The sequence below is a fragment of the Sporomusaceae bacterium ACPt genome, assembly GCA_041428575.1.
Lineage (GTDB): Bacteria > Bacillota > Negativicutes > Sporomusales > Sporomusaceae > Sporomusa_D > Sporomusa_D carbonis.
On record CP155570.1, the window covers coordinates 2,608,382 to 2,628,313 of the forward strand.

At 42.4% G+C, this 19,932-nt stretch carries 16 protein-coding genes; 7 read left to right on the forward strand and 9 right to left on the reverse strand.

Features of this window, described 5'->3' with window-relative positions:
• Positions 1-20: 20 nt before the first annotated feature.
• From SCACP_RS13555 to SCACP_RS13575, 5 genes are all read right to left on the reverse strand, one after another.
• Positions 21-437, reverse strand: a complete 417-nt coding sequence (locus tag SCACP_RS13555) for a hypothetical protein (RefSeq protein ID WP_028306836.1) — start codon at positions 435-437, stop codon at positions 21-23.
• The gene (locus SCACP_RS13560; protein ID WP_265447636.1) at positions 427-1,785 is read right to left on the reverse strand and encodes a DEAD/DEAH box helicase; all 1,359 of its coding nucleotides are present in this window, start codon (positions 1,783-1,785) and stop codon (positions 427-429) included. Before SCACP_RS13560 ends, SCACP_RS13555 begins: the two co-directional genes overlap by 11 nt.
• Before the next feature lie 123 nt (positions 1,786-1,908).
• A complete protein-coding gene (locus tag SCACP_RS13565) occupies positions 1,909-2,112 on the reverse strand; it encodes a hypothetical protein (RefSeq protein WP_028306835.1) in 204 nt (67 codons plus the stop codon).
• A gap of 81 nt (positions 2,113-2,193) precedes the next feature.
• Entirely contained in the window at positions 2,194-2,583 is a 390-nt protein-coding gene (locus tag SCACP_RS13570) for an RNA polymerase sigma factor (protein ID WP_028992620.1), read from the reverse strand.
• 152 nt (positions 2,584-2,735) lie between these two features.
• Complete coding sequence (locus SCACP_RS13575; RefSeq protein ID WP_038002252.1) at positions 2,736-2,945, reverse strand: hypothetical protein; 210 nt, start codon at positions 2,943-2,945, stop codon at positions 2,736-2,738.
• Between the two features lie 685 nt (positions 2,946-3,630).
• On the opposite strand from SCACP_RS13575, the gene SCACP_RS13580 reads away from it, so the two are divergent.
• The 7 genes from SCACP_RS13580 to SCACP_RS13610 all read left to right on the forward strand — a co-directional run bounded on the left by SCACP_RS13580 (position 3,631) and on the right by SCACP_RS13610 (position 13,447).
• Positions 3,631-4,863 (forward strand): IS110 family transposase, encoded by a 1,233-nt coding sequence (locus SCACP_RS13580; RefSeq protein WP_425057924.1) that lies wholly within the window; start codon positions 3,631-3,633, stop codon positions 4,861-4,863.
• 425 nt (positions 4,864-5,288) lie between these two features.
• Positions 5,289-5,516, forward strand: coding sequence for a helix-turn-helix domain-containing protein (locus SCACP_RS13585; RefSeq protein ID WP_028306832.1), 228 nt, complete (start codon positions 5,289-5,291; stop codon positions 5,514-5,516).
• A 16-nt stretch (positions 5,517-5,532) separates the two neighbouring features.
• Positions 5,533-6,771, forward strand: a complete 1,239-nt coding sequence (locus tag SCACP_RS13590) for an ABC-three component system protein (RefSeq protein WP_028992619.1) — start codon at positions 5,533-5,535, stop codon at positions 6,769-6,771.
• Complete coding sequence (locus tag SCACP_RS13595; RefSeq protein ID WP_014451309.1) at positions 6,755-6,997, forward strand: ABC-three component system middle component 7; 243 nt, start codon at positions 6,755-6,757, stop codon at positions 6,995-6,997. The genes SCACP_RS13590 and SCACP_RS13595 overlap by 17 nt, the downstream gene beginning before the upstream one ends.
• Complete coding sequence (locus SCACP_RS13600) at positions 6,972-8,609, forward strand: DUF2326 domain-containing protein (protein ID WP_028306830.1); 1,638 nt, start codon at positions 6,972-6,974, stop codon at positions 8,607-8,609. Before SCACP_RS13595 ends, SCACP_RS13600 begins: the two co-directional genes overlap by 26 nt.
• 20 nt (positions 8,610-8,629) lie before the next feature.
• Positions 8,630-10,939 carry a site-specific DNA-methyltransferase gene (locus tag SCACP_RS13605; RefSeq protein ID WP_065820986.1) on the forward strand — a complete coding sequence of 770 codons (2,310 nt, stop codon included), beginning with the start codon at positions 8,630-8,632 and terminating at the stop codon, positions 10,937-10,939.
• Entirely contained in the window at positions 10,940-13,447 is a 2,508-nt protein-coding gene (locus SCACP_RS13610) for a DEAD/DEAH box helicase (protein ID WP_425058036.1), read from the forward strand.
• Positions 13,448-13,650: 203 nt separating this feature from the next.
• On the opposite strand, the gene rlmD is transcribed toward SCACP_RS13610, so the two are convergent.
• From rlmD to gatB, 4 genes are all read right to left on the reverse strand, one after another.
• Positions 13,651-15,036, reverse strand: coding sequence for a 23S rRNA (uracil(1939)-C(5))-methyltransferase RlmD (rlmD, locus tag SCACP_RS13615; RefSeq protein ID WP_425058037.1), 1,386 nt, complete (start codon positions 15,034-15,036; stop codon positions 13,651-13,653).
• 110 nt (positions 15,037-15,146) lie between these two features.
• Complete coding sequence (locus tag SCACP_RS13620; protein WP_425058038.1) at positions 15,147-17,558, reverse strand: Lon protease family protein; 2,412 nt, start codon at positions 17,556-17,558, stop codon at positions 15,147-15,149.
• Between the two features lie 143 nt (positions 17,559-17,701).
• Positions 17,702-18,376, reverse strand: a complete 675-nt coding sequence (locus SCACP_RS13625; protein ID WP_425058039.1) for a lysostaphin resistance A-like protein — start codon at positions 18,374-18,376, stop codon at positions 17,702-17,704.
• A gap of 112 nt (positions 18,377-18,488) precedes the next feature.
• Positions 18,489-19,931, reverse strand: a complete 1,443-nt coding sequence (gene gatB, locus SCACP_RS13630; protein WP_425058040.1) for an Asp-tRNA(Asn)/Glu-tRNA(Gln) amidotransferase subunit GatB — start codon at positions 19,929-19,931, stop codon at positions 18,489-18,491.
• Position 19,932: the final 1 nt, after the last annotated feature.

Consider the following 19,932-nt stretch of genomic DNA (forward strand, 5'->3'; position numbering starts at 1 on the left):
GCATTGCTTTCTGAAGCTATTTACCTTGCTGCTTTCCGCACAGTTACTGTTGTCTTTTCGAAGACATTCACAAGGCCTTTCAGCCAGTCCGGAAGCTCGTCCCCATTCTCCGCAATCTGTTCTTTAACAAATGCTGACAGGGAATTTGCATTGACTGTTTCATAGATGAGTTCTCCAAAGCCTTTACTGCGTAGTGCGTCAAACAGTTCCTCCTTCATACCTGCGGCAGCACTGGCTCTTGTTGTCGTTGAAAGGCAGAACATTGTTCCTGCTCTTGTGAAGTTTTGCGTCTCACTGCTGATCATCAGCTCAGACAGGCGGTATTCAACATCGTCAATCTCTGCATTAATGCTTTTCAGTTCCTCTTCCGCGGCCTTTTTTGCATCGCGAAGCTCCTTAAGACGGTCAGCAAGTTCAAACATCGCATTATCGCTCATAGCTTTCACCTCCCTCTGGGGCAAAAGGATTTGCTCCTTTGCGGTAGTCGTCTATCAGCATTTTTGCAAGATCTGCCTTATTGCGTAGGGCAGTCAGGATTTTTGAATCCACAGTACCCTTGGCAATAAGGTAGATATATGTGCAGCCATTCTTCTGTCCAACTCTATGGATGCGGGCCTTTGTCTGCTCGAAATTCGACATGGAATAATCAAGGGAGTAAAATACCATTGTGCTTGCAGCAGTCAGCGTAATACCGAGTCCAGCGGTTGCAATCTGGCCTACAAACACCATGCAGTCGGGATCACATTGAAACCGGTTTACTTGTTCTTGGCGATCCTTAGTCGCACCATAAATACACGCATAGCCGATGTTCTTTTTCTCCAGCAACCTGCATATAGCATGAATTTCAGGGATAAACCTTGCTATGACAACCAGCTTATGTCCTTCTTGAATACTGCTTTCAAGGATATCTTCAAGAGCTTTCAACTTGGCATCACTGACTTGCTCGATTTTCCCACCGTCATCGCTTCCGATGAAGCCGCCGGTTAATTGCGAAAGACGAAGCAAGCGTGTCAGTATGTTTGTAGCTGTTACTTCTCCTGCTGACAGCTCAGTATAGCTTTGTTTGACAAGCTCTTTATATTTCTTTAAAGTGACAGGCTCAAGCTCAATATGGCGAATAATATCGGTGGTTTCCGGCAAATCCAGACACTCCGCTTTGGTCGCCCGGAATGCAATGCTGTGAATCCTTTTCATCAAATCCTGTTCCATTGATTTTTTCAGCACTGGCGTATGGTTGCCATAGCCAACCATGTTGAAATACCGGTTTCGGAATGCATAGAAGCTATTTCCAAAGATACGAGGATCAAGAAACTTGTACTGGCTGAATACATCTATGGCTTTGTTGGTTATAACCGTTCCTGTCAGTAGGAGCCGATACTGGGCAAGCAAGCCCAATCGGTGCATTGCTTTTGAAACCGCTGTATTATGAGTTTTAATTTTATGTCCTTCATCGGCGATGATAATGTCAGGATGCCAGTTTGCCAGTTCCTTTTCCATTCTCCATGCAGATTCGTAGTTGACTACCACCACATGGACACCTTCGCCAGTTAAAAATCTTAGCTGTTGGATTTTCTTTTGAATCATGCCATTAAGGACTATAAGCTGATATGGGAAATCTGCGAACCGTTTAAACTCGTCTTCCCACACTCCCAGAATGGAAAGTGGCGCAACAATCAGCACACGTTTTATTCTTCCTGCAGCAAGCAATGCTCCTATAATGGCGATTGAGACAAGAGTTTTCCCGGTGCTTTTCAGCCCATTTCCATCAGGAGCGCTGCACCCCATCCGGAAATGGCAGAAACACCACCACCCTTCAAAAGCCCAAATAGACTGCAGATGAAATTGAAAGCACGAATCTGATGCTTATATGGTCTGCCCTTTATGGGCATTGGAATAATTTCTTCGCGTTTAGAATGCATCAAGATCATCTACCTCCGAAACTTCGCGGATATCGACAGACTTTACACTGTTACCAGGAACAATAATCGTTACTCTCTGTTTTCTCCCCAGCAGATATTGCAAAAACCTTTCTCGTAGAGTGACATTGCGACATTTCACAATACCTAAATCTCTGTCATTATCCGAGATATTGATTTTGAGTTTGTGTTTCATATGCTCTTTTCACCTCATCTTTCTTAGGACTGATGTTTTGGCCCTCACTGTTAGGCCACGAAAACAGTAAAAGTAAACCCCCTAACTCAAAATTTTTTTTAGTTTTTCATGGATCTTTTTCATGCGGTTTGTAATAGCCATCTTACTGACCCCTTCTTCTCGTGCTATTGAAGCAAGGGATTCATTATTGAAGTACACCCTTCGTACCAGTTCTTTTTGCTGTGGGAGAAGACTATCGATGGCTTTTAGCAATGTCTCATTTTCTTGAGTTCTTATGTACTCTGCGGCAATGTTGGTATTGCTTGCGAAAATCTCTCCCTCATATTTCATTGCATCAAGTGATGTATGTCGGCGAGTCTCTTTATGGTTAATGTTGTATTCCTGACGGTCAAGTTCGACCAGAATTTCTCCCCACTCTTCAGATACTTCAATTTCAATGGTTTCAGTGTTGAAGTGATATTTGATTTTCATTTTTCTCAGCTCCTTGAATTTCAGATTTTTGAAATCCGCAGGAGCCGAAAATCCGTAGAACAAAAAATGACGGCCGGGATAATTCTCTGGTATGAGAATTAATCCTGGCCGTCATGCAGCTCCGCGGATTTTCTATTTAGTTGATTAACGTCTTATGCTGCGCAGACATAGCTTTCTACATGAAAAGCAGCATCATTTATTCGTTTGATTATTGTGACAACCCCATCACGTTCAATCTTCAATGTTCCTCCGATAGGTATCTGTGTGCTGGTTTTACATCGTTTATATGCAACTTCTACAAGACCTGTGGCTGCGTCAGCTTTACAGACTAAGCGACCATTGAAATCGCGAATATCTTTCATGAGTTACCCTCCTCGTATAATAGAATTAGATCCACCGGATAGCGTAATTTCCAGTAAGGAAACACATATTCCGGGGAACCGGTTCCCAATTCTGAAGAAGCTCTTTTTACCCCGAAATATTATCCACATTCAGCCTGTAATGCGCGCGGTTATAGGTTGTGGTTAATTCCTTCTATGGTTAAAGACGCTTTTTCAGAATGGATTAATAAACTTCAACTGAATAAGAACACTGATTGAAGTCAGCAATTCTTACTTTGGCGTCAATTTGATACGCCCGGGGCACAGGCCCAATTCCAGAGTTGCTACAATTCAACAGTGATTGAAACCGGCCAGCCGGAGTATGTATATGCTCCCTGTCGCTGGCTGGTTTTTTACTGCCTTTTTTACTCATTACCTACCTTGAATCTTGGACTTGCTCATGGGACAATGGGATCGACAGGTACTTTTCGGGAGATTTCTTCTCCTCCTTGCGGATCCACACTGGATACTGCTGTAGAAAGCCGGCTACCCGTGGTCCATCATCGAGTATCTAACCGCTAGTTGCACCAGTCTGGAAACTGGGGGTAGCACCCACACTGTCTGTTTCCTGTACATGAGTTCTGATGACGAGGCTGCTTTAGATGGTTCCCATGGGCACCCAGGTCTGAGAAGTATTTGATTATTTATCCGAAGGGAGGTGTGGATTATGGCTAATCTTATGGTAGGCATTGACGTTAGCCTCCGCTCTCATTCTGTACAGTTCATGAATGATTGTGGGGATGCTTTAGAATCTTTTAGCATTCCTAATAACCTGATAGGCGCTCAAACTCTACTTGAACGTATTCTTCAATCGGCTCAAAAACTTCAATCTGAACTTATTCGTGTAGGCATGGAAGCCACTTCGAATCTTGGTTGGCATTTGGCTCATTTCCTTAAAGCTAACCTCCATCAAACCCAAGGTTCCAAAGCTCAGGTCTTTGTCCTTAATGCTAGAAAAGTGGCTCGTTTTAAGAAAGGCTATGATACTCTTCCTAAGAACGACCGCATTGATGCCTGGGTGATTGCAGATCAACTTCGGTTTGGCCGTCTTCCACATGAGTTGACTTCTACTATTCAATTTGAGGCTCTCCAGCGTTTGACCCGAACCCGCTTTCACCTTATGCAAAATATCGCCCGCGATAAAACCTACTTTCTCAATCAAGTCTTTTTGAAATTTAGTGGGCTTCGCCAAGATAATCCCTTTTCCAATATGTTTGGCTCTACTTGTTTAGCTGTTTTGCAAGAACTTGAACCTGAACAGATTGTCTCTATGTCCATTACAGAGTTAGTAGACTTTTTGAAGGAAAAAGGGAAGAATCGCTTTGACGATCCGGAGCAATTGGCTTCTTTCTTGCAAAAACTTGCCCGCTCGTCTTATCGTCTTGATAAAGCTATGGCTGATCCTGTTAATCTCTCATTATCCGTTATGCTCAGTGTTATTCAGACTATGGAAAAAGAAATTGCCAAACTGGATAAAGAGATTGAAAAAATCATGAAGTCCATTCCCGAAACCTTATCATCTGTGAAAGGGATTGGGCCGGTCTTTGCCGCCGGTATTATCGCCGAAATTAGCGATATCGCTCGCTTTTCTCACCACAATTCTCTTGCTAAGTATGCTGGACTTGTTTGGTCTCAGTACCAATCGGGAGAGTTTGAAAGTGAGGAAACCAAGCGAGTTCGTACAGGCAATAAATATCTGAGGTATTATCTAATACAGGCAGCTAACCTCGTTCGTCGATATGACAGTGAGTATGCTGCTTTTTACGCCGAAAAATATGCCCAAGCATTCAAGCATCATCACAAACGTGCTCTCGTCTTAACTGCCCGAAAACTGGTACGGTTGGTCTTTATGCTACTAAAGACCAAGCAACTGTACACACCGCCTGAGAGGAGAGGTTAGTTTTTTCTTCTAATTGGCAGCCTTTAAAATACCTCATCTTTCTTACATAATTTGGTAGTTAAGGTGAGGTTTATTTGGTATACCCTTTTTTAGGCTAACTTCTAATTTCTCGTTATCTTTTTTCCAATTTTTCAGTTTTTCCATATTGACATTTTACCGCTAGGCTTTTTCTTAAATTACAGCTTTGTTCCGCCGTCTATCTAAATTTTATTAATTCGAGCACCTGAAGTCCTCGGCTATGACTCCGCTGTTACTCCGCTGAAACTCCGCAAATCTCCATTTATTTTTGGAACAAAACTAACATAAGCGTTTGTAAAGCCGAAGTTTGTATATATAAATAACTAATTGTAATTTGTATAGTTAATTGCTATAATAATAAATAACCTGTTGGGAATACCATCCAATAGTGCTTGGAGGCGATTAAAATGGCATTTAGTTATAATAAACTTTGGAAACTATTAATTGATAAAAAGATGATGAAAAAAGATCTGATGGCGATGACGAATTTAACATCGACAACAATAGCGAAGTTGAGTAAAGATTTGCCGGTAAGCATGGATGTGTTAGGAAGAATCTGTAAAGCTCTTGATGTCAACATAGGCGATATTGTCGACTATGTTGACGACGATATTCCAACCAATAAAACAAAATAACAGGAGGGCGCAATACATGAAGAAGCTATGTTTTGGCACTTTTGCAACAATTTTAAAGATTTGCATGGCAAAAAGAGTAACACAAAAGCAATTGTGCGGTACCATGCTGCTTTCTATTGCGCCTACTTATGATATTCGCAGCGATGATGGCACCGTTTCAGATTTGATATTAGGTAAAAAAAATCTTTCACCTGTTGTAACCGATGCTGCTCCGGATGTAGATGCTCGTGATATTTCGGTTTTCTTTAAGGAGAAAGTCCTCCCCATGTTGGATAGTAATAAAAATAGCCTAATAGTTCTTGCATTGAAGGACATCATTGCTTCTGATGACACAATCGAACCTGAAACAATTGTTGAGAAAGTAAATAACATGACAAAGGAGGATATTGTTACCTGTAATTCATTTGTTCTGGAAGACTTTCTTGCCGGAATATTTCTTTATACAGTACTTAATGTCGAAAACAGGAATTGTGAAAATAGTGTAAGAGAGATAACCGATGAGTACATACAATCCTTTGAAACTCAAAAGAAAAGCATTAAATTTATTACAACTTACAATAATTTTTCTATGGAAGCCGCTAATGAAGTTGCGATCGATGCTCGAGCTTTGGTGCTACTAGCTGAAACGGGCGGCAGATGCCAAAAGTGCGGTAGAATTCTTGGTATAAAAAAAGAAGGCAACGATATTAACTACGCTAAGATCGTTCGCCTTTCAGAAACTGACGATATTATTCTATGTGTTGACTGTGAACGCGAAATTCGAAATTTATCTGAAGAAGATAAATTGGCTTTATTATCCGACAAGCATGACTTAGAAATACTTGTTAAGGCAAGAGATGCTACATCAAGACATGAAATAGAAAAGCAAATTGAACAAGTACTTCGAGAAGTTGATCTAATGGATGTTACAGCCGATACACAACTCAAAATGGAACCTATTAAGGTTGAAAATAAAATTACTGAAAAACGCCTGAAAGAAAGAGTGCTTTTTGATGTTAGACGGTTTTATGAAGGAGTAAATGATACATTAGATCGGTTAGCCGGAGAAAATAAATTAAATGTGGATAGATTTGCTAAAAGTATTAAACGGATGTATGAAGATGCTAGTGAATCACAGATTTCACAAAGTGCTATTTACAACCTCCTTGTTGAGACATTATTTGAAAAGACCGGTCGTAAATACAGAGAGGCTTGTGAGATAATAATCTCCTACTTCGTGCAAAGGTGTGAGGTGTTCGATGAGATTACCAAATAAAGTAACATCATATTCAAACAGTATTATTGCGCTTTTTCCAGGTATTTTAGAAGCATTGTCACAGCAAGATATGTCCCCAAAAGAATTATTTGAACGAACCATGCCACGCCAAAAAAACATGGCTGATTTTCTAAGTGCTTTAGACTGCTTGTTTGCATTAGGCAGAATTAAACTAATTGAGGAAAAGAGGGTACTGCGCTATGTTAAAAGAGATACGATGCGATAAATTTGCTCCAAATCATCAAGTGATAAAACTTAATGAAGGATTAAACACGGTTTTGGGCAGTTCCAGCGGTACTAATGCAATAGGAAAATCAACATTTCTGTGGGTTATAGATTATGCATTCGGCGGTGACAGATACTACTCCATGTCGGATGATATAAAAAAGGAAATAGGCCCACATACCATCCATTTCACTTACGAGTTTGAAGGACAACCGTACTATTTTTATAGAAGTACTGAAGATACTAAAAATGTATATCGAAGTGATAAGGACGGACATTTTATTACAAAATTGACACTTGATGAATTTCGTAGCTTTCTATTTCAAGAATATAAAGTTGGTATCCCCTCTCTTACATTTTCAGATATAACTGAGCGTTTTTTCCGCATTTATGGGCGCGAAAATACGCTTGAAAAGTATCCATTACTTGTAAAACCTCGTGAACAAGATGAAAAGGCAGTCGATTTTTTATTAAAACTTTTTGGGCATTATGAAATTCTATCTGCGATTAAGAGCATGGAAGAAGAACTTGGGATTAAATTTTCGCAGCTCAAATACCGCCAACATCAGAGAGTGGATATAGAAAAAATCGAAACCAATCAAAAAATGATCGAGTCTTTAAAGAAAAGGCTTCAAAAATTAATGAAAAACAACGAAGAAGCGCAATTAGCAGTTTTTGGGTTTGATACACATACATTCGAACAAATAACTGCAATTCAAAAAGAATTGAATAGTTTTATTCGCAAACGTAATCGCTTGCAATCGCAGCTTAATGCTATTACGAGCAATATAGCTGATAGTAAGGCCGAAATCGCAAGTGAATTTGATTCATTGTTACACTTTTTCCCAAATGCTAATATAGCAGCATTTGAAAAGATTGAATATTTTCATGAGAAAATTAGAGAAATTTTAGGCGAAGAGATGAATCAGGAAATTGAGCGTTTGCAGCAAATAATTGATCAATATGATAAAGAAATAAATCGCCTTAATAGAAAAATTAAAGAAACTGGCTTAGCTAAGGAAATGTCAGAGAGAATACTATCACAGTGTGTTAATGTGTCTAAAACAATTGATAGACTTGAAGAAGAAACGGCGGATTTAATTCGTCAGAAAGAGCTTCAAGAAGCTCGCATTGAAGCGGAGAGGAAATTAAAAGATTTGCTGCTGCAACAAACCGAAATAATACATGAAATACAAGATAACATTAACCTACGAATGAAAATGATTAACGACGTAGTAACTGAACAGCAGGAAATCGCCCCACTTTTGCAGATAACTCCTCAAAAGGAAATTATATTTGAAACACCCGGAAACACAAGTGAGGGAACCGCTTTCAAGAGCCTAGTTATATACGATTTAACTATACTTGAACTACGTCCAATCCCTGCACTTATCCACGACTCCAATATCCTTAAACGTATTGAGGATATACACTTAGAACATATATTGGAACGTTATCAATCCAGTAATCGCCAGGTTTTCATTGCGTTTGATAAAGCTGATTCTACAACTGAGAAAGCGCACAAGATTTTAGAAGAAACAGCAATCTTGCGATTATCAGATGGTAATGAACTATTTGGTCGTTCGTGGAGTAAATACGAATCGAATGATTAAATATTAGGAGGATGAAAAATATGGCTGCAATCAATGATTTACTGCGTCAAATTCCTGACACTTCTTTGCGTGATCGATTAGAACAGGAATTTGCCCGCTTATCAAAAAATAAAAAATTTGGTCTTGTATTTGAAGAGCACATTCCTGAATGTACTCCTCTTTATGATGTTCCTGTAAAACGTGGCTCGACGGTTGCACTCAAAACAGGTCATATTAACGATTTGTATACGGTGTTAAAAATAGAAGAGGATATTGCCCTTTGCCGCAACAAAACAACAGGTGATACTAGAAATATCCCAGTTTCGGAGTTGGTTTCAGTTGCTCAATTTGGAGAACCTATTTTCCCCATGCTTCAGCCAATTGCTGCTGTAGAGAATGCACGTGACAGTAATTTATGGCACACTATTATTGAAGCAGATAATTACCACGCTCTCCAGTTATTAGAATATTTATATCCAAAGAAAGTAGACTGCATTTATATAGATCCACCATACAATACCGGTGCTCGGGATTGGAAATATAATAATGATTATGTTGATTCCACTGATAATTGGCGTCATAGTAAATGGCTATCCATGATGCAGAAACGTTTAAAGATAGCAAAAAGAATACTTGCTGATGATGGTGTTTTGATTACTACAATAGATGACAATGAATATGCTCATCTATGGATTCTCCTTCACGAAATTTTTCCAAACCTAACTCATACCTGCATAACCATTCAGCATAATCCCGGCGGAACTCAGGGCAAAAAATTTTCTGTGACTCATGAATATGCAATATTTTCATATTCATCAGAAAGTACTATTTTTCGCAAGCAACATACTGGTGGAGATGTATATAATTTAAGACGTTGGGGAAGCACTTCAGGTCGCTACGAAGGTGCAACATGTTTTTATCCAGTAATTCTAGACTCTAACTATAACATCATCGGTTTTGGGGATTTACTCGATGAAGAGTTACACCCTACAGCTCAAGTAGAATATAATGCAGATGGTACAATTTATGTTTGGCCAATTGATAAGAATGGCATTGAAAAGAAATGGCGATATGGACGTGATACCGTAGAATCAGTAAAAGATAGAATGTTTATTGAAAAAAGAGGAAATCGAATAGAAATTATTTTACGTAGAGAAAGCGAACCTCCAAAAACGGTTTGGACTGATCCTTTATATAATGCAGAAGCCCATGGTACAGATATGCTTAAAACCATAATTGGTGGCGGTTTTTCTTACCCAAAATCACTCTATGCTGTCCATGATGCATTGTTATTCGCTGTATCAGGAAAGAAAAATGCTTTAATTGTCGACTTTTTTGCTGGTAGTGGAACAACGCTCCATGCGGTAAATTTACTAAACGTAGAGGATAATGGTAACCGTCGTTGTATTTTAGTAACAAATAACGAAGTATCAGACGCAGAATCAAAAGCTTTACGCGAACAAGGATATCAACCTGGCGACCCAGAATGGGAAAAACATGGTATATGTCGCTCGGTTACTTGGCCTAGGATAAAATATAGTATCCTTGGAAAACGTGATGATGGCACTATCCTATCAGGAGAGTATTACACAAACCAAACAGTATCAAAAGAGGTAGAGCGTTCATTCTATCAGCTTGGCTTTATTGATAATCCTACGGAACTAACAACTAATGCAAAAAAGCAGCTTGTTTCTTTGCTACGCGGTAAGGATGGAAAGTCGCAATTACCACAATCATTAGTCAAAGCAGATAGTAAATTCATTGTTTCGGATAAACATTCGGCGACGATCTTGTTTGATGTAAATGCTGTTAATGAATGGCTGGAAGCTTTAGAAGATCAAGACCACATCACAGACTTTTATATAGTGGTAAAATCTGCTGCCACTTTCAAGGAAATTAAAGCACAGGTATCAAACTTGCTCGGTCCAATGAATGTAACATTGCAAGTTAAACGTCCCATGAGCGATGGTTTTCCTGCAAATGTTGAGTATTTTAAACTAGGTTTTTTAGATAAAAACAGCGTATCACTAGGTCAACAATTCCGCGAAATATTACCATTGCTTTGGCTAAAATCCGGTGCTATCGGCCGGAGGCCAGAAATAAACAGCGATGAAGAACCAGATATGTTAATTCTTCCTCAAAACGGCTTTGCAGTTCTGGTTGATGAAACAAAATATGCCGAGTTTGCAAAAAAGATTTCAGAAGTAAATAATATTAAAGTGGTATATTTTGTAACAAACTCGGAGGAAGCTTTCCGCGAAATGACTGATGGCATAAAAATAAAAAATACATACCAACTATACCGCGATTACATTGATAACTTTGTGTTGGGAAGTAGGAGGGATTCATAAATGAGAGTTACTTTATTTCCATTTCAGGAAACGGCTCTTGCAGAATTGCATGAGAAAATTAATAAAGCTCATTTAATGTGGAGCGAAAAAGACCCTCAGGTAATATCGTTTTCCGCACCTACGGGTTCTGGAAAAACTATAATTATGACTGCACTTTTTGAAGAAATCCTATATGGAGGTTCAGATAATATCGGCGATCCGAATTCAGTGTTTGTTTGGCTTTCCGATTCGCCGGAACTTAACGAGCAAACGCGATTAAAAATTGAAAGCAAATCAGACAAAATTCGTGTACGGGACTTAGTAACTGTAGATTCAAACTTTGATGCCGAGTATTTGGAGGGTGGACGTATTCATTTTATTAACACACAAAAACTCGGTTCTGACAAGTTATTAACAACTAAGTCCGATACAAGGCAATATACAATTTGGGAAACACTCACAAATACAGCTAAACGCATTCCCAAACAGTTCTATGTGGTCATTGATGAAGCACATAGAGGGACTTATACATCTGCTCAAGCAGAAAATAAAGCACAATCCATCATGCAAAAATTCATCAAAGGTAGCGAAGAAGACGGACTTTGTATTATGCCTTTAGTTATCGGCGTGACCGCAACACCCCAGAGATTTGATAACTTAATTGCTGGGACTACTTCGACAGTACAAAAAGTTATTGTTCCACCTGAACAAGTACGTGAATCGGGGCTTTTAAAGGACAGAATCATTATTCATTACCCAGATATCCAACTTGGTGCCGATATGACAATGTTCAAAGGTGCAGTCGAAAATTGGCTTAATAAATGTGCTCACTGGAAAGCTTACTGTGAACGTGAAAATGAGAAAATGGTAAACCCTATCCTTGTCGTCCAAGTCGAAGATGGTAATGAACGAGAAATAACCCGTACCGATTTAGGGATTTGTATCGATTTGCTGGAAGAGGCAATGGTACGCAAGTTATTGCCCGGTGAAGTGGTACATACCTTTAATGATTATGGTACGATCAAAGTGCGTGACGTTGAAATTCATCAAATTGAAGCTTCTAGAATCGAAGACGAAGAAAATGTGAAGGTTGTGTTCTTCAAAATGAACCTTTCCACAGGTTGGGACTGTCCTCGTGCTGAAACAATGATGTCATTTCGTAGCGCGCAGGACTATACCTACATAGCACAGCTTTTGGGGCGTATGATTCGCACTCCTTTGGCAAGAAGAATTGCCTCCGATGCTGAACTTAATAATGTAAGTCTGTTTCTTCCATACTTTGATAAAGATACAGTAAAAAATGTTGTTAATGCTCTACATGATAGTGAATCGGTTATGCCCACTGAAACTGGTACAAATAAAGAGCTTATAACACTCGGGCGCAACCTCGCTTATTCTGATGTGTTTGATTCAATGGATAAGCTCATTACATACCGCCTGGATTCATCCCGCAAGCAAGCACCGCTTAAGTTATTAATACAGCTTTCTAGAGCATTAACAATGGATGGTATTGATTTGGAAGCACAAAAAGCCGTTAAAAATGCAGTTTTATCAAAAATGGACGAAGAAATTGCTCGCATAAAAGAAAGTGGTGACTTTGATGGTCGAGTTGCTTCAATCACTGGATTTGCTCTTAATACGCTAACATTTGACTATGGAGAAAATGCTTATTCATTTGATGAAGCTACACAAACCATGACTGTTACCGAATTTGACATTTCTCGACATTTTGAACAAGCTGGAAGGATATTGGGAGAAGGCTTACATAAGGAGTATTGGATTCGCCACAGTACCCGAGACCATATCGAAGTAAAGATTGAAGTCATTGTGCTTACAAGTGATACTGCTGCTATGGAGCGAATAAACGCCTTTGCAGAAGAGAAATTTATTAGTCTATATGAGAATAATAAACGCTCTATTGCAAGATTAAATGAGGCTCGAAAAAACATCTATGAAAGATTAATAAATGCTTCCGTTCAACCAATAGCTATTCCTTGGGTATTGCCAGATTCAATCGATTTTTCAGTTTCAGATAACAGTATAAAAATTGATCGACACCTCTATTGTTCTGAGGATGGAACATTCCAAGCATCACTAAACCCATGGGAAAAGGGAGTTATTGAAGAAGAACTAAAAAACGGTGCCGTTTGCTGGTTACGTAATCTTGATCGTAAAAAGTGGTCACTTGAAATCCCATATGAGGTCGGCGGTGTTATCACTTCTATGTTTCCTGATTTAGTGGTAGTGAGAGCTGATGCACAAGGTTACATTTTTGATATTCTAGAACCACACGACCCCAGCCGTAAGGACAATTATCCCAAGGCAGTTGGCCTAGCAAAATTCGCAGAGAAACATTGGGATAAATTTGGAAGAATTCAACTTATCCGGCAAAAGAAAGGATTAGACGGTCGTGAACATTTCTATAGACTTGATATGGCAAAAGTAGCTGTTAGAAATAAAGTTCGTGGCATTACATCAAACGAGGAACTTGATAGAATTTTTGATACGGATGCTGAGCGAGAAGATTAAATTATACATCCATCCTGCATCCTCAACCCCCTGTAAAAAAGGGGGTTATCTAATCTGGTAACTCAACTATTAATTTTCGCGACGGTTGATATGTTCCCGCAAACAATAAAAATAAGGGTTTCCTGACATTGCCACATCCAGCAGATCGGCCTCGAGAAAAACTAAATGTCTGGAAACCCTTTATTTACAAGCTTTTCAGTTTTTTATTTCTCAACCTTTGACATCAATGTCACGCACTCCACATGAAACGTCTGCGGAAACATATCTACAGGCTGAATCTCCCGGGCAATATAGCCGTAACTGTTAAGAACGGCCAAGTCGCGGGCCAGTGAGGCCGGATTGCATGATACGTATACAATACGCTTGGGGTCCATGCGGACAAAAGTTTCCAGCACTGCTTGTTGACAGCCGGCCCGGGGCGGATCAACGACAATAACTTCCGGCCTAATGCCCTGCTTGAACAGGCGTGGCATTACATCAACGGTATCGCCGACGATGAACTCGGCGTTGGACACATTATTGGCGACGGCGTTGCGGCGGGCGTCAATAATGGCCGGTTCGACGATTTCAATACCGTACACCTTGCCGGCTTGACGGGCAAGAAACAAAGTAATGGCGCCGGTACCGCAATAGGCGTCGATAACCGTTTCACTGCCGGTGAGTTTGGCATACTTTACCGCCTGATTGTACAGAACTTCGGCTTGAACGGTATTTACCTGAAAGAACGACTTAGCCGAAATGGCGAAACTAAACTGGCCTAACTTATCGGTTATGGTGTCACGGCCCCATAAAGTGACAGTCTTATCGCCCAATATTATATTCGTGCGTTTGGTGTTAATGTTTTGGATAATGCTGACCAACCCCGGAATATTGTCTCTGAGCCGGTCAATCAGTATCTTGCGTTGCGGCAGGTGCTCAGTTGCCGTCACCAGCACCGCCATGATTTCGCCGGTAGCTGTCCCTACCCGCCCCAGGACATGACGGATAATGCCCTTACCGGTATGCTCATCATAAGTGTCAATGCCCAGTGCTTCAATAACTTTCCTAACTTCCCGGACAATGTCGTTGTTGACCTGATGCTGAATAAGACAATTTTCGGTATCGACAATATCGTGCGTGCCTTGAGAAAAGCAGCCTACTACCACCTTGCCGTTTTTGCGGCCCACCGGGAACTGCATTTTATTGCGGTAGTACCAGGGATTGGCTGCACCTAATGTAGGATGAACTACTACATCTGACAGTTTGCCGATACGGGTAACTGCGTCAACTACCTGCTGGCGCTTGCTGTTAAGCTGCTCTTGATAACTCAGATGCTGAAGCTGACAGCCGCCACATAGGTCGTAAATGCTGCATTCCGGTGTTACGCGCCGGGGTGACGGGCTGTGCACCGCCAGCAGCCGGCCGACCGCATAGTTTTTTTTCACCGTAGTGATAACTGCCAAAATGGTTTCTCCCGGCAAAGCTTGGGGCACAAACACCGTAAAATCCTGATAGCGGCCGACGCCTTCGCCGCTATGGCCCAGGCCGGTAATATTGATTATATAGTTTTTGCCTTTTTCTACCGGAACTGATGGAGCTTTATTAGCCAAAAAAATTCACCTTTCTTTAAGGAAGAAATTGCTATTGGTCTCATAGGCAACGGCGCCCGCAATGACAGGAAAGGAAGGATAAAGAGAGGGCGGAGATCCGCCCTCTTGCTTTAATCTTTCTTGTCTTCTGACGCTTTTCCCAGCTTAATCAAAGTATCGGTATACTCCTTAAGTTTCTGGCTGACAAGATAGTTTACCGTACCGGCCGGATATGTTCCATCAGGACCCGGCTCACCGGCCGGCGTACCTGTCAGAATCTCAATCCCTTGATCGATAGTCTCGACCGGATAAATATGGAACTTGCCCTGACGCACGGCATCAATAACTTCGTCGCTTAACGCCAGGTTGCTGACATTCTGGTGCGGGATCATCACGCCTTGGTTGCCGGTCAGGCCTTTTATCTTGCACACTGAGAAAAATCCTTCGATTTTTTCGGTAGCACCGCCGATGGGCTGAATTTCGCCTTTTTGGTTAACAGAACCGGTAACCGCGATATATTGTTTGATCGGCAGACCGGACAGGCTTGATAAGATGGCGTACAGTTCAGTACTTGACGCGCTGTCGCCGTCAACGCCGTCATACAGTTGTTCAAACGTCAGGCTGGCAGTCAGCGTCAGCGGGTGTTTTTGCGCATACTTTTGACCCAGGTAGCCGCTCAGGATGAGTACGCCTTTAGTATGACTGGTACCGCTGGTCTTGGTCTCGCGTTCGATGTTAACAACACCGCTTTTGCCAAGATAAGTATTGGCCGTAATCCGGGACGGCTTGCCAAACATGTACTCACCGACCGACAGCACAGCCAAGCCGTTGACCTGACCTACTTTTTCGCCCTCGGTGTCAATCAAAAGATGCCCTTCGGCAAACATTTCCTGCAGGCGTTCTTCATATTTATTGGCGCGATAGCGTTTTTCATCAATAGCTTTTTTAATATGCTCAGCCGTAACTACCGGGCTGCCGTCCATAGTGGCCCAGACATCGGCTTCACACAATATTTCGACAATGTCATTAAACCGGGTAGTCAATTTGGTCTGGGAACCGGTAAGCCGCGAACTGTATTCAACAATCCTGGCTACCGCCGACTTGTCGAAATGTTTGAGTTTTTCCCGGTGGACGGTCGAACTGATAAACCCGGCCAGTTTCCGGATATTGGTCGGATTGTTTTCCATAACGACATCAAAATCGGCATGGACTTTGAACAGTTTGCGAAAATCCTCGTCATAATTATAGAGCAGTTGATAGATATACGGGTTGCCAATCAATATTACTTTCACATTTACCGGGATAGGTTCCGGCTTCAGTGAAGCCATGGCTAACAGGCCGTATTGCTCACCTAAGTTTTCAATCTGCAGCTTTTTCGTTTTAAGCACGCGTTTCAAGGCTTCCCAGGCGCCAACATTAGTCAGTACATCACGGGCATTTAAAATCAGGTAGCCGCCGTTCGCTTTGTGCAGCGCCCCCGGCTTAATCATGGTGTAATCAGTGCTGACTACCCCCATGCGGGTTTCATATTCGGCCCGCCCGACCAAGTTATAGTAAGTAGGATTAATTTCAACAACAACAGGCGCCCCTTCCGTATCGCGGTTATCTACCAGCAAATTGACATTATATTTGTCCTTGGCGTCCTGGGCCGGACGTTTAAACAGCATGAGCGGATTATTCTCTTCTTCCGGCTGCGGTTTAAATTCGCTGATATTTTTAGATACATCCTGTTTTATGGCTTCCAGATAATCAACTACCTGCTGATGTTCCTGATATTTTTCCTTAAGTTCGTCAATCAGATGGCCGGCAGCAAACAAGCCGATTTTTACATCAAGTTGTTTAAGCTGCTCTCTGATTTCACGTTCAAGGAGTTGGATGCGCCGTACAACATCCATGCCTTTTTCATGAACGGCCATCATCTTTTTTTCAATGACGTCCTTGTGTTCTTTGTCAAGCTTTTGATACTCCTCCGGCGCTATTGCCTTACCGTCAATCATCGGCACACCGACAAAACCGGTTGAACTCCATTGTGGCGAAATTCCTTGTGATTCGGCGTACTGAGTAAATTCCTCAACCATGACCGAACGCTGTTCCTGATACTGTTTTACCAGTTCGGCTTTCGCCTGCTCATAGTCTTCGCTGCTAAACGCCTTGGGTATATCGGTTTTTAAGTCTTCAACAAGTTCCCGCATGTCTTGCTTGAAAACATGCCCCATACCCGATGGCAGCGCCAGGGCAATAGGTTGTCCCGGTGTCTCCAAATTATTAACATAACACCAGTCATAAGGCGGTTCCTGCCGGCTGGCTATTTTTTTGACAGCAGCACTGGCAAAGGTAATTTTGCCGGTACCGACCAAACCGGAGATAAAAATGTTATAACCGGGATTTTTGGTAAACAGACCAAATTCGACGGCCTTTACCGCCCGCTCCTGGCCAATCATTACTTCGAGCGGCGGCACCGTTTCGGTTGTCGCAAAATCAAAGACATTTTCATCACAGTTAAAGCGGAGTTTTTCGACCGGCAATGCCTGACTTATGGTCATGAAAAAAGTCCTCCCTTTGTTTTCATCTACCTAAGCGTAAGTGGCGCAGACCCGCTTTTTTAGCGGCATACATGTGCTGCAGCGGAATGGCTGGAAATTATTCCGGCATAGATGTCTTCTACCGCCCAACAAAAAATTCCTGCTTATACCAAGGGTACACCCAGGTACATCATTAAAATTTTGCTGGTATTAATGAATGAGTGGGCGGTAATTGAGGTAATCAGCGATCCTGTCCAGAAATACAAGAGAGCAAAGCCTATGCCGACAATTACCATCTCAGCCAGCCAGTAAACGTTGAAATGGAAAAGGGCAAAAATTGCGGCGCTGACAAGTGCTCCGCCCCATAATCCCCACCGGTCTTTGAGCGGCAGAAAAGTAAAGAGCCGGTACAATATTTCTTCGGTTACCGGCGCCGCGACACCGGCCAGAACCAACGGCGCAATCAGTTGCTGCCAGGATACGGCGGCCTGCACCTGGGCCACCAGCGGGTGCTGGACGGGAGAGAGCAAAAGTACGGCAGTATACAGGCGCTCACTGTACAGACTGATGAATAACAGTGCCAGCCCTCCGGCCAACCCTTTCACAACATTGCGGCCCAAGTTATTTGCCGACAGGCCCAATGCGGCAAAATTACCCCTGGTCTGGCGAATTTTCCCCAATACCAAAACTACGACTATCAGACGGTCGGTCAATTCGATGACCAGCGGGCTGGCATTGAAAAACAGCGGATACACCAGACGTACAATAATGATACCGGCCGCCAGACGCAAAATATGAACAGACAATACAGCTTTTAAATCCCAGGTAGCTTTTAACATGAGAACAACCTCGTTTTTAGGCGTATCACTACCATTATGTGCGCGGCGATTGGCTTTCATGCAAAAAACAGGACGCGGAAAACCGCGCCCTGTCTGGCAATTTATGCTTATATTAAACTAACGCCAGCCGCTCTTTTAATAGCTTATTGACAAGTTCGGGGTTGGCGCGGCCTTTACTTTGTTTCATAACCTGACCGACCAGGTAGCCAATTGCCTTTTCTTTGCCGGCTTTAAAGTCGGCTACCGACTGCGGATTAGCGGCGATCACGCTGTCAACAATGGCGACGATTGCTCCTTCGTCGCTGATTTGAACAAGTCCTTGTTCTTTAACAATGGTTTCGGCATCTTTGCCGCTACTCCACATGCCTTCAAACACTGTTTTGGCGATTTTGCCTGAAATGGTGCCTTTGGCGATGAGCGCGATCAAGCCTGCGAGTTGGCCGGGAGTGACCGGGCAACTTTCAATAGACATGTTGGCAGCATTTAAATGTTTGGACACATCGCCCATAAGCCAGTTGGCAGCGGCTTTAGCATCAGCTCCGGCTGTTACGGTAGCGTCAAAATAATCAGCCATGGCCCGGCTTACAGTAATGGTCTCAGCATCATAGGCCGACAAGCCGTAATCAGCCATCAGTCTGGCTTTACGGGCATCAGGCAATTCAGGAAGACTGGCGCGGACACTTTCTACCCAGGCCGGGTCGACTACAATGGGCACAAGCTCAGGCTCAGGAAAATAGCGGTAGTCGTGGGCCTGTTCCTTGCTGCGCATCGACAGCGTCACACCCTTATTTTCATCCCACAACCGGGTTTCCTGGATAACACGGCCGCCCTCTGACAGCACTTGAGTCTGGCGCTCAACCTCATATTCCAGGCCGCGCTGCACCGCCCGGAACGAGTTAAGGTTTTTCAGCTCAGCCTTGGTCCCGAACCGGTCAGTGCCAACCGGCCGGAGCGAGATGTTGGCGTCACAGCGCAAACTGCCTTCTTCCATCTTGCAGTCAGAAACATCTATATACTGGAGAATGGCTTTGAGTTTTTCCAGATATGCTTTAGCTTCTTCCGGCGAGCGCAGGTCTGGTTCGGACACGATTTCGATCAGCGGCACACCGGTGCGGTTGTAGTCGACTAACGCGTACTCGCTGTTACTGATGGTGCCGGAATGCACCAGCTTGCCGGCGTCTTCCTCCATGTGCACACGGGTAATGCCGATCCGTTTGGTCTTGCCGTTAACTTCAATGTCAAGATAGCCGTTAACGGCGATAGGCAGGTCATACTGTGAAGTTTGATAGTTTTTAGGCAAATCGGGATAATAATAGTTTTTACGGTCAAATTTGCTGAACGGCAATATCCGGCAATTGAGGGCCAACCCTGCCCGTACGGCAAATTCAACGACTTTTTCATTAATTACCGGCAATACACCAGGCAGACCAAGGCAGACCGGGCAGACGTTGGTATTTTGCTCTGAACCGAACTTAGTGCTGCAGCCGCAAAATATCTTTGACTCAGTTTTAAGTTCTGAGTGAACTTCAAGTCCGATAACTGTTTCATATTTCATG

Excerpts from the sequence above, each read along its gene's own strand:
- SCACP_RS13555 (WP_028306836.1), bottom strand. The coding sequence starts at position 437 with ATGAGCGATAATGCGATGTTTGAACTTGCTGACCGTCTTAAGGAGCTT.
- SCACP_RS13560 (WP_265447636.1), bottom strand. The coding sequence starts at position 1,785 with ATGGGGTGCAGCGCTCCTGATGGAAATGGGCTGAAAAGCACCGGGAAA.
- SCACP_RS13565 (WP_028306835.1), bottom strand. The coding sequence starts at position 2,112 with ATGAAACACAAACTCAAAATCAATATCTCGGATAATGACAGAGATTTA.
- SCACP_RS13570 (WP_028992620.1), bottom strand. The coding sequence starts at position 2,583 with ATGAAAATCAAATATCACTTCAACACTGAAACCATTGAAATTGAAGTA.
- SCACP_RS13575 (WP_038002252.1), bottom strand. The coding sequence starts at position 2,945 with ATGAAAGATATTCGCGATTTCAATGGTCGCTTAGTCTGTAAAGCTGAC.
- SCACP_RS13580 (WP_425057924.1), top strand. The coding sequence starts at position 3,631 with ATGGCTAATCTTATGGTAGGCATTGACGTTAGCCTCCGCTCTCATTCT.
- SCACP_RS13585 (WP_028306832.1), top strand. The coding sequence starts at position 5,289 with ATGGCATTTAGTTATAATAAACTTTGGAAACTATTAATTGATAAAAAG.
- SCACP_RS13590 (WP_028992619.1), top strand. The coding sequence starts at position 5,533 with ATGAAGAAGCTATGTTTTGGCACTTTTGCAACAATTTTAAAGATTTGC.
- SCACP_RS13595 (WP_014451309.1), top strand. The coding sequence starts at position 6,755 with ATGAGATTACCAAATAAAGTAACATCATATTCAAACAGTATTATTGCG.
- SCACP_RS13600 (WP_028306830.1), top strand. The coding sequence starts at position 6,972 with ATGTTAAAAGAGATACGATGCGATAAATTTGCTCCAAATCATCAAGTG.
- SCACP_RS13605 (WP_065820986.1), top strand. The coding sequence starts at position 8,630 with ATGGCTGCAATCAATGATTTACTGCGTCAAATTCCTGACACTTCTTTG.
- SCACP_RS13610 (WP_425058036.1), top strand. The coding sequence starts at position 10,940 with ATGAGAGTTACTTTATTTCCATTTCAGGAAACGGCTCTTGCAGAATTG.
- SCACP_RS13620 (WP_425058038.1), bottom strand. The coding sequence starts at position 17,558 with ATGACCATAAGTCAGGCATTGCCGGTCGAAAAACTCCGCTTTAACTGT.
- SCACP_RS13625 (WP_425058039.1), bottom strand. The coding sequence starts at position 18,376 with ATGTTAAAAGCTACCTGGGATTTAAAAGCTGTATTGTCTGTTCATATT.
- gatB (WP_425058040.1), bottom strand. The coding sequence starts at position 19,931 with ATGAAATATGAAACAGTTATCGGACTTGAAGTTCACTCAGAACTTAAA.